This window comes from Enterococcus sp. C65 (genome assembly GCF_040887165.1).
In the GTDB taxonomy this organism is placed as follows: domain Bacteria; phylum Bacillota; class Bacilli; order Lactobacillales; family Enterococcaceae; genus Enterococcus_B; species Enterococcus_B hirae.
In genome coordinates this window covers 148319-161883 of record NZ_JBFOFG010000008.1, presented here as the reverse complement: position 1 = coordinate 161883, position 13565 = coordinate 148319, and the positions used below count along the sequence as shown (strand labels likewise).

General features: G+C 37.5%; 12 protein-coding genes. 3 read left to right on the top strand and 9 right to left on the bottom strand.

Translation table 11 applies throughout. The annotated features are described in order from the left end of the window. Nucleotides 1–71 precede the first annotated feature (71 nt). Complete coding sequence (locus tag AB3I12_RS10455; RefSeq protein ID WP_010720585.1) at nt 72–1478, top strand: L,D-transpeptidase family protein; 1407 nt, start codon at nt 72–74, stop codon at nt 1476–1478. A 111-nt stretch (nt 1479–1589) separates the two neighbouring features. Next, nucleotides 1590–2033: a hypothetical protein gene (locus tag AB3I12_RS10450; protein ID WP_063627632.1), complete on the top strand. Its 444-nt coding sequence runs from the start codon at nt 1590–1592 to the stop codon at nt 2031–2033. Nucleotides 2034–2271: 238 nt separating this feature from the next. Here the strand turns inward: AB3I12_RS10450 and AB3I12_RS10445 are convergent, their stop codons facing one another. Further along, on the bottom strand, nt 2272–2778 hold the full coding sequence (locus AB3I12_RS10445; RefSeq protein WP_010720587.1) for a VanZ family protein: 507 nt from the start codon (nt 2776–2778) through the stop codon (nt 2272–2274). Between the two features lie 118 nt (nt 2779–2896). On the opposite strand from AB3I12_RS10445, the gene AB3I12_RS10440 reads away from it, so the two are divergent. Further along, a complete protein-coding gene (locus tag AB3I12_RS10440) occupies nt 2897–4699 on the top strand; it encodes a M3 family oligoendopeptidase (protein ID WP_063627633.1) in 1803 nt (600 codons plus the stop codon). Nucleotides 4700–5161: 462 nt separating this feature from the next. Here the strand turns inward: AB3I12_RS10440 and AB3I12_RS10435 are convergent, their stop codons facing one another. The 8 genes from AB3I12_RS10435 to AB3I12_RS10400 form a co-directional block, all read right to left on the bottom strand. Further along, nucleotides 5162–6724: an NlpC/P60 family protein gene (locus AB3I12_RS10435; protein ID WP_063627634.1), complete on the bottom strand. Its 1563-nt coding sequence runs from the start codon at nt 6722–6724 to the stop codon at nt 5162–5164. A 217-nt stretch (nt 6725–6941) separates the two neighbouring features. Then, entirely contained in the window at nt 6942–7451 is a 510-nt protein-coding gene (gene mreD, locus AB3I12_RS10430; protein ID WP_010737284.1) for a rod shape-determining protein MreD, read from the bottom strand. A gap of 3 nt (nt 7452–7454) precedes the next feature. Further along, nucleotides 7455–8309 (bottom strand): rod shape-determining protein MreC, encoded by an 855-nt coding sequence (gene mreC / locus AB3I12_RS10425; RefSeq protein WP_010720591.1) that lies wholly within the window; start codon nt 8307–8309, stop codon nt 7455–7457. Nucleotides 8310–8464: 155 nt separating this feature from the next. Further along, nucleotides 8465–9100: a thiamine diphosphokinase gene (locus AB3I12_RS10420; RefSeq protein WP_063627635.1), complete on the bottom strand. Its 636-nt coding sequence runs from the start codon at nt 9098–9100 to the stop codon at nt 8465–8467. Beyond that, nucleotides 9101–9751, bottom strand: coding sequence for a ribulose-phosphate 3-epimerase (rpe, locus tag AB3I12_RS10415; RefSeq protein WP_010720593.1), 651 nt, complete (start codon nt 9749–9751; stop codon nt 9101–9103). Between the two features lie 12 nt (nt 9752–9763). Then, nucleotides 9764–10663, bottom strand: a complete 900-nt coding sequence (gene rsgA, locus AB3I12_RS10410; protein ID WP_010737282.1) for a ribosome small subunit-dependent GTPase A — start codon at nt 10661–10663, stop codon at nt 9764–9766. A gap of 128 nt (nt 10664–10791) precedes the next feature. Further along, nucleotides 10792–12825: a Stk1 family PASTA domain-containing Ser/Thr kinase gene (gene pknB, locus AB3I12_RS10405; protein ID WP_010737281.1), complete on the bottom strand. Its 2034-nt coding sequence runs from the start codon at nt 12823–12825 to the stop codon at nt 10792–10794. Further along, a complete protein-coding gene (locus AB3I12_RS10400) occupies nt 12822–13562 on the bottom strand; it encodes a Stp1/IreP family PP2C-type Ser/Thr phosphatase (RefSeq protein ID WP_010720596.1) in 741 nt (246 codons plus the stop codon). Before AB3I12_RS10400 ends, pknB begins: the two co-directional genes overlap by 4 nt. Between the last annotated feature and the right edge of the window lie 3 nt (nt 13563–13565).

Here is a 13565-nt window from a genome sequence, read left to right as displayed (position 1 = left end):
TCGTCTTTTTTCTCAAAATATGCTATGATTAGTTCGTTATACGCTAAACTATCAAATAAGGAGCTGCCCGCATGACAAGATCTTCTCATCATAAAAAATCGAAATCGCTACACATTGGTCTATTAACTACGCTAGGCGTATTCCTTGCATTAATCGGCTTTTACGCTTACCGCAGTACATATTACACCAATCATTTTTTACCTAACACGGAAATTAATTCCATCAATGTAAGTAACCTGACCGTGCAACAGGCAAATGACAAATTAAAAGACACCTTTTCCAATAAAAAGCTGACGATTGAAGAAAATGGGAAAGTTTGGGAAGAGATCGCAAAATCTGAGCTTGGTTATAAAGATGACTTTTCAGCAGATTTATCTCGATTGTTAAACCAACAAAATGCTTGGTCATGGGGCATGAACTATGTTTCCGCTAGTGAAAAACAAGAAATTGATCCGCAAGATACTGATCATCAAAAACTAGATGAAACGCTGGCTTCCACGACGAATAAGCTAACCGAATTAAATAAAGATCGGACACAGACACAAGATGCGACGATTGAAAAATCTGGTGACTCTTTCAAAATAAAACCAGAAGTAACTGGCGATACGATTGATGTGACAGCAGCTATCAACGCGCTGAAAACCAGTGTGAAGGATGGCAAAAACAAAATTGATTTAACTAAATTTCAAACAAAACCAAAAGTGACAGCGACCGATAAAAATTTAACAAAACAAGTCGATGAAATGAATGCCATTGCTAATATCAAAGGAACCTATAGTATCAACGGCAATACTTTCCAGATACCTCGTTCTGAAATTGCTAACTGGCTAACTTACACAGATGGTAAAGTTGATTTAGATACAACACAAGTTAAAAACTATGTAACAGGTTTAGGAGAAAAATATAACACAAGTACGAATGACACAAAATTTAAAAGTACAAAACGTGGTGAAGTAACGGTTCCTGTGGGTACCTATAGTTGGTCAATCAAAACTGATGCAGAAACAGAAGCTTTGAAGTCAGCCATTTTAGCAGGTAAAGACTTTACCCGATCACCAATTGTTCAAGGTGCCACAACAGCTGATCATCCTTTAATAGAAGATACCTATATCGAAGTTGATTTAAAAAACCAGCATATGTGGTATTACAAAGATGGTAAAGTTGCGCTAGAAACTGACATCGTGTCTGGAAAACCTAAGACCCCTACTCCAGCTGGTGTTTTCTATGTTTGGAACAAAGAGGAAAATGCTACATTAAAAGGAACGAATGATGATGGAACCCCTTATGCAAGTCCTGTAAACTACTGGATGCCAGTTGACTGGACCGGTGTTGGTATCCATGATTCCGACTGGCAACCTGAATATGGTGGCGATCTTTGGAAAACTCGTGGATCTCATGGATGTGTCAATACGCCGCCAAGTGTCATGAAAGAATTGTTTGGCATGGTAGAAAAAGGTACACCAGTAATCATTTTCTGATAGCTTCAATAAAAAATGAATTCGTAAAAAAACTGGTTTCTCAACAAAGTTTATCTTAAACTTTAGAGAGACCAGTTTTTTTACGTCTATCACTATCAAAGGGGGAATAAAATGGACGATAAGTTACAAGCTAAAAAAACTTATTATCAACAGTTTCTTGATTACACTGAGCAACAGATCTTAGAATTATCCGCCAGTATCGCAGACCAGCAAAAACTACTCGTCAAACCAGAGAATAATGAATTTGAACAAAAGATTTTAGTCAAAAAACTAGCTAGTGACAAGAGAAAAATGCAATCATTTTTAAATGGTGAGGGCCTCCTCCGTTCAATCCTTCAGCAACTGGATAATATTCATACTACGATCGCGAATCAAGATCAAAATAATTCGCTATGGAATAGGTTTTTTCGCTCATCATCCAATGAGTTGGCTAATCACCAGAAATTATTACATACATATGAACTTCTGTTTGAAGAAATAATGAAAGGATTATACAGCGATACACAAAAGGCGTCACCGTATAAAAAACTAGTGCCCAAAGAGAGGTACAGATAATGATTCAAGGATAAAATCAACCACTCTTAAAATAAATTACAATCCAATCTATCCATAAATAAACAACAGCTGGCTTTGATCCACAAGTTCTATTTTATAAAAATGAATCACAAGTATACTACGAAATGAAGCCGAAAAATCCTAAAATAGAAAACTATTTTAGGATTTTTCGGCTTCATACTCAATTTTAATTACTTCTATAACTCATTTTTTCATGTACACTAATTGATACTTCTACCTAAAATTTTTTTCTCACAAAACCAACGATCAAGCATAAGACAATCGCTGTCAATGCCCCCATTGAATCGAGCATGACATCTTGGAAAGACGGTGTTCGATCCCCTGTAAGCATCTGATGAAATTCATCTAACCCAGCATAACCGGTCGCCGATAACCAAGCTAAGACACTTGTTAACCACCAGATTTTCATTTTAGGAAAGACCCCTAAAAACAAACTACCACCTAAAATAAAATAAGACCCAAAATGAGCACCTTTTCGTAAGAAAAATTCAACGAATTTACCATAACCTAAATGATCTACACTCACTACACCATCGCCATAAGTAAAACGAATATTATCAAATACTTGTTTAAACGGATGATTGGGAAACCACTCTTCGATCCTGGAGACTTGGGATTGTTGTCCGTAAGTTTGCGATGAACTGTAAAATAAGAGAGCCATGATGAGTACTGCAATAACTAAATAAAAGTTGCCATTTTTCATTTGTTTTTTTATTGAATTCATAAGTCACCTCTGCCATTTATAATAGCTCTTTTTTTGCGAAACAACAAACTTTTCTTAGAGACTTAAATAAGAAAATAATGCTATACTAATTGTATTATAAATTGAAGGGAGCTTTTTCATGACATATTCACTAAATTGGGATCTTGATTCAATTTTTTCAGGTGGAAGTGATTCCCCAGCCTTAAATGAACGTTTAGAACAATTAGAAAAACAAATCAATACCTATTATCAATCCGTTAATCAGTGGGATCATTCAGTCAGTACAAATGATGAACTTACGACACTGATCAAACAACAAGAAACAATTACAGAAGGTTTTTCTCAATGTAATAGTTATATTACGGCTTTGTTATCTGCGAATGTCAAAGATACCCAAGCAAAGCTTTTATCAGGAAAATTATATGCACTATTACCACGTTGGCAATCCGCCGATACGATTTTATCGAAAAAATTTGCAGAAATATCTGACAATAATTGGCAAACATTGCTCCAAACAGATGAATTTTCTTTGATTGCTTTTCGTATGAATGAGATTCGCAGAGACGGTCATCGTTTATTGTCCGAAGCAGAAGAAAACATCATCAATACACTCTCATTAGACGGGCTGAACGCGTGGAGCAGTCATTACGACACAATTGTGGGAACAATCGTGATTCCATTTGAAGAAAATGGCAAGGTAACTGACTTGTCAGCAGGTCAAGCCTTCAATAAAATGATGGGTGATCCAGATCCACTCGTACGTGAAAAGTTATTTATTGCCTGGGAAAAAGCTTGGCAAGAAAAAACGTCTTTACTATCGGACACATTAAATCACTTAGATGGTTTCCGTTTATCAACCTATAAACTACATGGTATGAACGACTATTTACAAAAACCATTAGAATACAATCGTTTGAAAAAAGAAACACTTGATGTGATGTGGGCAACTATCCAAAAAAATAAACAACCGTTAGTTGATTACTTAACAAGAAAAGCCAATCTTTTCGGTAAAGAAAAAATGGAGTGGCAAGATCAAGATGCACCAATTATTTTAGGAGATCTAAAGGAAAAGACGTTTACCTTTGACGAAGCTGCCTCTTTTATCATTGAGAATTTCCAAAAATTCAGTCCCAAAATGGCAACCTTTGCACAATCTGCATTTGAAAAAAGTTGGATTGAAGCAGAGGATCGTCCGGGAAAACGACCTGGCGGGTATTGTACTGAGCTGCCAGAAACCCAAGAATCCAGAATTTTTATGACCTATAGTAACTCAGTCAATGAAGTAGCTACGCTAGCCCACGAATTAGGTCATGCCTTTCATAGTAGTGTCATGTGGGATCTGCCAGCATTGAACCGTGATTACGCAATGAATGTTGCAGAAACTGCTAGCACGTTTGCTGAATTGATTGTCGCTGATGCTACCTTAAAAGCAGCCAAAACGAAAGAAGAAAAAATCAATTTATTAGATACTAAATTACAAAATGCTTTGGCCATGTTTATGAATATCCATTCTCGTTTCATTTTCGAAAATCGTTTCTATTCTGCGCGACAAGAAGGACTTGTTTCAGAAGAAGAAATCACTCAAATGATGGTTGAAGCTCAAAAAGAAGGTTATCATGATGCCTTAGCTACTTACCACCCACACTTCTGGGCAGCTAAATTGCATTTCTTTATTGATGATGTTCCTTTTTATAACTTCCCTTACACGTTTGGCTATTTATTTAGTTTAGGTATTTATGCTTATGCAAACAAAAAAGGAACAAGTTTTGAGCAAGAATACATTGAGTTATTAAGAGATACAGCTTCAATGACAACCGAAGAACTTGCTCAAAAACATTTAGGTGTTGACTTAACGAAACCAGATTTCTGGCAAGCAGGCATCGATATGGTTTTAGAGGATATCAATAGTTTCATGACACTTTCTGAAGAATATGTACATTAATTGATCAAGCTAAATCATTACTAGATAAAATGATCGATTCATAAACAGTAAAAATAGCAGTTTTTTCATTCATTGGAAATCCTATTTTGACTAATAAGTCCAAATGAGCTAGAGAGAATAGTGATTGGTTTACACCAACCTTCTTCACTCTAGCTCATTTATTTTGGTTGCTTCGTCTCTCATTCCAAACATCCATGATCATTTTTTGTGAAAATCACCAATGTCCCCTACTATTTTATAGCTACATATAAACTTCATTCTTTACTCACTGATTGCATTACAGACTAAAAAAGACACGTTGTCAAAGGATATTGGTAAAAAGAAACCTTAGAATCATAGGGTATCATTTTTATACTTTTTAAACCATAAAAAAGATGTTGGTGAATTTCACCAACATCAAAAAGAATAGAGCCACAAAAAAATGAACAGGAAGGTTTCTCCTCCTGTTCATTCTATTTATTATTACATACTTACTGCAAAATCAGGTGTGTACCATTGAACTGAACCAACTTTAACATTTTCACCTGGTTGAGGTGCATGGATATATTGTCCGCCACCTAATGAAATAGCTACGTGATAAGTTCCGCCAGCAGAACCCCAGAATAACAAGTCTCCAGCTTTTGCTTGAGAAACTGAAATTTTTGTTCCAGCTGATTCTTGAGGTACTGTCCAACCACCGATGTCACGGCCAGTTACTTGTAAATATACATAGCGTGTAAATCCAGAACAGTCAAAGCCACTTGGATCTTTACCACCCCATACATATGGAGTACCAATATATTTGTAAGCTTCTGCTACAATCGCAGCGCCGTTCACACTACCAGAAGGATTTGGTGCTGGTGTTGGAGCAGGCGTTGGTGTAGGTGTTGGAGCTGGTGTTACAGTATTATTGTTATTGTTGTTATTTGTTGTACTGTTATTAGTGCTATTATTAGTGCTGTTATTAGTACTATTGTTTGTATTATTATTTACATTTGTATTAGAGCTGCTTGAACTGCTTTCTGTATTCGCAGGTGTTGACTCTTGTGTAGAAGATTCAGGAACTGTTGATTCTTCTGTTGAAGATGATTCAGTAGAAGAAGAGCCAGTTGATGAATTTTCTGTTGTTGTAGAAGATTCAGTAGATGTTGATTCTTCTGTTGTTGAAGACTCAGGAGCTTTTGATTCTTCACTTGAAGATTGTGCAGCTGATGAGCTTTCTGTTGTAGTTGATGCTGATGATGAAGCTTGTGTTTGTGCAGCTTGTGCAGCAGCTTGTTCACGTGCTTCTTTTTCAGCTTTTTCTTGAGCTGCTTGTTGACGAGCTTGTTCTGCTAAGCGAGCTTGTTCACGGATACGTGCTTGCTCTGCTTCAGCTTCAGCTTTCTTACGGTTCAAGTCAGCTTTCTTATCTTCTGCTGTTGCTTGTTCAGCAGCCAATGAAGTTTTCAAGACATTTAAGTCAGCTTGTTTTGCTAATAAATCGCCTTTTTGTGACTCTAAAGCAGCTTGGTTGTCAGCAAGTTCTTTTTGTTTTGCTTCATTTTCAGCTTTTTTCGCTTCTACTGCTTGTTTGTCTTCTTTTTGTTGTTGTACTAAGTCTTGGTTTGCTTTAACGATTGTAGACATTGCTTGGATACGACCAACAGCATCTGCTAATGAATCTGCATTTAACACAGCGTCAATATAGTTTGAACTAGTATTTTTTACTTGTGTTTCACGTGCTTGTTTTTGGATTGTTGCTTCACGTTTTTCAATACGTTCTTGTAAATCTTTGATTTCTTGTTTTAATTGAGCAGATTCTTTACGCAATGTATCTTGTTTAGTTAATAAATCTTGCGCTTTTGTGTTAATAGCAGAAACTTGACCTTCTAATGCTTCAATTTGTGATTGTGCACTTGCTTGTTGGTTTTGTAAGTCTGCAATTTTTTTGTCTTGTTGTTGTATCTGAGAATCAAAATCGTCCGCCGCGGCAGCGATCGGTGATCCTACGGCAGTTAAAGCGATTGAACTTAGCATTACCGCTGATAATAAACTCTTTTTCACTCTTCATTCCTCCGACTGGCTTAATTTAATAAATATCTAAATATATTTAAGTCTTTCTTAACGATATAAAAATTGTACCATAGCAGTATGTCAACGATATAATAGTTATGTTACAAAAACATTTCAAAATAAAATCTTAAAATGACAAACATGTAAGTTTCAATGATTATTCACAAAATATGACATTTATTTCAGAAATCAGTACAAAAAAAAGAAATTATTCATCACTGAATAATTTCTTGAATGGAAAAACAAAAACTGCGAATAGAATCATCGTTAATAATAAAGTTGGCCCAAGATATCTAGTAATAAAGTAAGTGTTATTTACAGATACTAATTTGAAAATCAATTGTACAGCTAAAGTGAACAACTCATACCCCGTAACAAAAATAATCATACTAAAAAATTCTGTAAAGATATTAAAGTGGATATAAGAACTCATCGAATACATAATAAAGACCATCAGTGGTAATGCCACCGCATAGATCCCGATTACACCGATATAGTAGGTATCAAAGATTGCTCCAAGGACGACCGTTGTAATCAATAAATACCTTTTAGGAAATTTCATACTGCAAAACAGCAAAGCCAAAATGAGAAAATGGGCACTAGCCATGTATTGCCCATTTGACCACTCGACAAACATTCTAGTCAAATGCCCATCGATCAACATCAATAAGAACAATACAACTGGCAAGTAATATTTCATTGTATCTTTTTTCAGCATAGGTTAATCCTCCACCAGTCGTTGCACGATCGTCACAACTGGCAAATCATACATTCCAGCGTAAGGCTTCACATATACTTCACGATCCAAGCCATAACTATCTGGTTTGGTCTTGATGACTGTTCCGATCGGCAGATCTGCTGGTGAGTTCCCACCTAAGCCAGAAGTTTGAACGACGTCGCCTTCTTTGATATTCGTATCTCCAGTTAATTGTGTCACGACTAACGCTTGCAGTTTTTCGTCATAGTTTTTCAATAATCCAAACGCTTCTCCACTAGAAGAAGATACCCGAACTGGGAAATGATTCGAACTTTCATTTGACGAAGTCAGCAGCTCGATCTTAGAAGAAGTGCGATTGACTTCAACTACTCGACCAATTAATCCTTTTTGTGCCATTACCGCCATGTTCACTTCAATGCCATCTTTTGATCCTTTATCAACGATCAACATATCTTGCCAAGTATCTGGTGAGCGTGTAATCACATTCGCCGTTACTTTTTCATAGTTAGTCAATGTTTGATTTAAGTTAAGTTCTTTCTTTAATGCTTCGATTTCTTTTTGGTCATTTTTATTTTTTAATGCTAATTCATCATAACTATCGATTTTCTCTTTTAATCGCTCATTTTCAGAATAAGTCGTGAAAAGATTATGGACTGAATCCACTCCATTTTCGACCCATCTTACGGGCGCAGAGATTGCACGGTCAACAAATGAAACACTGTCATTGACAAAAGACTGGAAGAAATTAGGTTTTCCTTCATTCGCTCGTTGCGCGGCAGTCACACTTAAGATTGTCACCACAATGATAACAATGATTAAGGTAATAATAATATTTTTATTAGGATTGAACTTCTTCACAAAGACACCTCGAATTAATTAGACTCTTATGGTCAATTTTATCACTAATTGAGGCGAAACAAAAGGTATGACACCTCTCTTAAGCTTTTTTTTAGTAAATAATTTGACTTGTCATTTTTAGCTATTTCTGTTGTATTTACTCGGTTAGAGCAAACTTAATCTTTACTTTGAATCACTGCGACCATCCCAGTTGAAAAGGAAAAATCAGCCGTATCTGAAACAAATTCATTGCTTGCATAAGAAGTTGCTTGGCTCACATCAGTTGTTTCCAGTTCATACTTGCTCTTTTGGATGGACAGCTCTGTTACAGGCGTCAAACAACAATAGGCCAAATAACGCATTTTATCCATTTTGGTAATCACATGTTTGCCGGGCGAATAGTAGGTGACATGATTTTGACGATCCCAAATAATGATCTTTTGAGCATGTGGTTTAAATCTTGGTTCTAACGGCAGCCAAAGGTTAGCAAGCAGGTGATCCAATCGACCACCAGTTGCGCCAATGATCGTGATTGTTGCTTCTGGATATCGTTCAATGGCTTGACACAGCCCCAACTGCGTATCTGTATCATCTTTTTCTGCTGGTGCTTGGATTAGTTCATTCGCTGCTTGTTCAACTTGTTTTTTTTCATCTACCGATAACGAATCAAAGTCACCGATTGCTAAATCCAAGGGGAAATTGTTTTGAAGAAGATACCATGCACCACGATCAATACCTATATAACAGTCATAACTGTTTTGTAGTTCTGGCCAATTTTCAGGAGAACCTCCTGCCACTAATAAAACCTGCATTTATTTCAATGCCTCTTTTAACTGGTTGATTTGTCCCACTGGATCTTCTGAGTTATAGATATAAGAACCGGCAACGAAAACATCTGCCCCAGCTTTTTGACAAATTTGTGCGGTTTCAGGAACGATACCGCCATCTACTTCAATGGAATAATGCCAATTATTTTGCTCGCGTAATTCTGATAATTCAGCAATTTTCTCTACCGTTTCTTCAATGAAACTTTGTCCGCCAAATCCTGGGTTAACAGTCATCACTAAGACCTGATCTGCTATCGGTAAAACATGTTTGATCATCGTTATAGGTGTGCCTGGATTAATCACGACTCCTGATTTCACGCCTAGATCTTTCATCATTTGCAATGCCCGATGAATGTGTGGAGTGGCTTCCACATGCACCGTGATGATATCTGCTCCAGCCTTCGCAAACGCCGGAATATATTTTTCCGGGTCAACAATCATCAAATGTACGTCTAGTGGTAACTTAGTAATTGGTCGAATGGCTTGTACGATATTGGGACCAAATGTAATATTTGGAACAAATTGTCCATCCATTACATCTACATGGATGTAATCTGCCCCTCCTTTTTCTACTAGTTCGATGTCTCTTTGTAAATTAGAAAAATCTGCGCTTAAGATAGATGGTGCTATTTTCATCAATGCTTCCTCCTATTTTCGTTTACCTTCTTTTTTAGAATAGATTGGTTTTCGATTTTCGACTTCCTGTAAAAATTGCAAATAGTTCTCATAACGTGTTTGGGCAATCTCACCTGTTTCGACCTGGCGTTTCACCTCGCACCCAGGCTCTTTAGCATGCATGCATTCTCTAAAACGGCAATGGTTTGATGCACTGACAAATTCAGGAAATTGTTTTGGTAATTCAGTCGTTTCGATCGTCAAAAAATCGATCGAGCTGAATCCTGGTGTATCTGCTACTAAGCCATCATACAATGGGAGTAATTCCACATGTCTCGTTGTATGTCTCCCACGTCCTAAAGAATCAGAGATTTCCCCCGTTTCTAAGTTTAGATCTGGCGAAATTTGGTTTAAGAGTGTAGATTTTCCAGCACCAGATTGGCCCATAAAAACAGTCAATCGTTCTGGGAAGTAACGAATTAATTCTGCAGTATCTCCAGGATATTTTGGAACAATCACAGGATAACCGATCGTTTCATACGTTTGCTTGATCTCATCGATTTGCTGTTCGTTTGAAGCGAGATCTGTCTTTGTCAAAAATATGACAGGTTCAATGGATTCATATTCTAAAGTCACTAGAAAGCGATCCAATAAATTATAAGAAAAATTTGGTTCTACCAAGCTTGTAACTACGACACCTAAATCGACATTTGCTACCGGTGGACGCACCAGTTGATTTTTACGAGGCATCACTTCTAACAAATAACCGTCCGTCTTGTTTTCGCTTTCAAATAGTACTTGGTCACCCACTAACGGAGTGATTTTTCGATTACGAAAGTTTCCTCGTCCTCTCGTTTGATAGGTCTCACCGTCTGCGTGTACATAATAAAACCCACTAATTGCTTTTCTGATTTGTCCTTTGATGTATGCCACCTCCAGTTTTCCTTATTTTACCACAGGAAAGAAAAATCATGTGGCGTTCCTGACAAGAAACTTAGCGAAACTCAATAAAAAATAGCAGAGCACGTTTAGAAACGCTCTGCTATTTTTTATTGTTATTACTATTTGGATGAAGACGACGTGCTTTCTTCTTTAGACGTAGTAGTACTTGAACTTTCTTTGCTGCTTGACGATTCTTTGGTTGAACTTGATGATTCTTTTGATTCTTTGGTTGGTTCTGGTCCTTTTGAATAAATGACATTGACGATCGTTCCTGGAGTGATCGATGCCCCCACGCCAGGAGCTGTTCGGATCACTTTATCTTTTTCTACGGTATCAGAATATTCATAAGACTCATGTCCGATGTATTCTGCGCCAATACTTGATAAATAACTTTGTGCATCACTTTTCGTATAGCCTGAAATATCATTTAATGTTTTCGCATTTGGTCCTTGACTAACGACAAAACTGATATAGCTATTTTCAGTCAATGGTTCACCGTAACTAGGTAATTGGCTAATGATTGAACCAGCTGGAACCGTATCGCTGTAATCATAAGTCTCACTGATCCTTTTATAACCATTTGAGCTCAATATCCCACGAACGGTGTCATAATTTTGACCAGTATAATCCCCCATCGTTGGTTGCGCGCCTTGGCTCACAACAAATGTGATCTTATCTGTCGTTGGATCGACTTCCGTTCCTTCTTCATCCGACTGGGAAATGATTCGTCCATTTTCTACTTCATCACTGAACTCGTCTTTTTTCTCGATACTATCAGCTGGAAAACCAAGCTTCTTCAATCGGCTACTTACTTCGTCAAAATTCATCCCAGTATAATCATCTAACTTGATTTTTTTCTTACCTGTGCTGACGTAAAGGGTAACTTCACGGTTTTGTTTCACTGTAGTTCCCGCTGCTGGGTCCGTTTTGACAACGTCTCCTTCTTCGATTTGTTCATCAGGGATCTCTTCGGTTTTTGTTGCTGCTTCTAATTTAGCTTTTGCTAAAGTATCTCTGGCAGACGCTTCTGATAATCCCGAAACGTCAGGAATTTCGACTTCTCCACGACCTCCAGAAGCAAAAAAGACGGCTGTTCCGATTCCTAATAAGGCTAAGATCACCAATAAAATAATCCACCATTTTTTATGCTTTTTACTCTTTGGATCAGGAACTGTCTCTTCTGCCATCACAGGAGTTTCTTCTGATTTTTCTTTAGGTAATGGCATGGATTTAAATGACTCTGGCATTGGTGTATCTTCTTCTAATGGTGTGATCACTTGAGTTTCTTTGGTCATTGCTTGTGGCACCCATTTGGCTTCATTTGCCCGAGCAGGAGACAGCGCTGTTGCTAAGTCTTCTGACATTTCTTCTGCTGTTTTATATCGATCTGCCGGTTCTTTTGCAGTAGCTTTCAATACCACATTTTCTAAAGCTTGCGGCGTTGTTGGGTCTAGATCCTTGATTGAAGGTAACTCATCTTGGAAATGCTTCAAGGCAATCGTCACTGCAGACTCACCATCAAAAGGAACACTGCCAGTTAATAATTCGTAAAGAATGATCCCTAAGGCATAGATATCTGATTGTTTCGTAGCCATACTTCCTCTAGCTTGTTCAGGAGATAAGTAATGGACAGAGCCTAACATCGTATTCGTTTGTGTGATCGATGTTTCAGATAATGCGATTGCTATACCAAAATCAGTGATTTTGACCACGCCCTCATTATCGATCAAGACATTTTGTGGTTTCAAATCACGATGAATGATTTGGTGCGTATGTGCTAAAGAAATAGCTGATAAAATTTGTTGCATAATATTGACTGCTGTATCATAAGGAACAGGATAATGGGTTTGAATATAGCGTTTCAGGTCCATTCCTTTTACATATTCCATCACGAGATACTGCATGTTGTCTTCTTCTCCAACATCATACACACTAACAATATTAGGATGAACTAGTTCAGTCGCAGCTAGTGCTTCTCGTTGGAATCGTCTAATTGCCGTTTGATCATTTTGGAAATCGAATCGTAACACTTTGACTGCGACATCACGATCTAAAATAAGGTCATGGGCTAGAAAAACATTTGCCATGCCCCCACTACCAATATTTCCAGTGATTTGATAACGACCATTCAACTTTTTGCCTAACTCAATCATGCTACGTCCTCCTTGTATTCGATCAGAAGAACGGTAATATTATCTGCTCCGCCTGCTTCATTTGCACGTTCGATTAATTCTGTTACCTTGTCGAACAAAGCCCCTTCTTGATTGATAATCGTTCCAATCGTTTCTTCAGATAACATGTTCGTTAACCCATCCGAACACAACAACAAACGATCTTTTAATTGCCAAATATAAGTCGATACATCGACTTCTACAGATCCTGGCATTCCTACAGAACGAGTTAAAATATTTTTTCGTGGGTGGTTCGCTGCCATTTCTTCACTGATTTCTCCAGATTTTACTAGTTCATTCACTAAAGAATGATCTTCTGTCAGTTGAATGATTTTATCTTCACGGATCAAGTAGGCACGGCTATCCCCCACATGAGCAATAGTAAACTGATCTTCTGATAAAGCTGCTGCTACGATCGTCGTTCCCATCCCATTGTATTCTGGTTGCTCTTGGCCACGTTGATAAATACGAGTATTTTCTTCTTGGATCGTTTGGATGAACCATTGCGCTACTTTTTCGTCATCACTTAAACTTAGATTTTCCCAAGCAGTTCCTAAGTTTGTCACTGCCATCTGGCTCGCGATATCACCTGCACGATGACCGCCCATTCCATCTGCTAATACTGCTAGTTTAATTCCAGCTTGATTCGTAAAAACACTCGCATAGTCTTGATTTGTATTACGTCGTCTTCCTACATCTGATTGATATTCAATCTGCATTCT

Excerpts from the sequence above, each read along its gene's own strand:
- AB3I12_RS10455 (WP_010720585.1), top strand. The coding sequence starts at position 72 with ATGACAAGATCTTCTCATCATAAAAAATCGAAATCGCTACACATTGGT.
- AB3I12_RS10450 (WP_063627632.1), top strand. The coding sequence starts at position 1,590 with ATGGACGATAAGTTACAAGCTAAAAAAACTTATTATCAACAGTTTCTT.
- AB3I12_RS10445 (WP_010720587.1), bottom strand. The coding sequence starts at position 2,778 with ATGAATTCAATAAAAAAACAAATGAAAAATGGCAACTTTTATTTAGTT.
- AB3I12_RS10440 (WP_063627633.1), top strand. The coding sequence starts at position 2,897 with ATGACATATTCACTAAATTGGGATCTTGATTCAATTTTTTCAGGTGGA.
- mreD (WP_010737284.1), bottom strand. The coding sequence starts at position 7,451 with ATGCTGAAAAAAGATACAATGAAATATTACTTGCCAGTTGTATTGTTC.
- AB3I12_RS10420 (WP_063627635.1), bottom strand. The coding sequence starts at position 9,100 with ATGCAGGTTTTATTAGTGGCAGGAGGTTCTCCTGAAAATTGGCCAGAA.
- rpe (WP_010720593.1), bottom strand. The coding sequence starts at position 9,751 with ATGAAAATAGCACCATCTATCTTAAGCGCAGATTTTTCTAATTTACAA.
- pknB (WP_010737281.1), bottom strand. The coding sequence starts at position 12,825 with ATGATTGAGTTAGGCAAAAAGTTGAATGGTCGTTATCAAATCACTGGA.
- AB3I12_RS10400 (WP_010720596.1), bottom strand. The coding sequence starts at position 13,562 with ATGCAGATTGAATATCAATCAGATGTAGGAAGACGACGTAATACAAAT.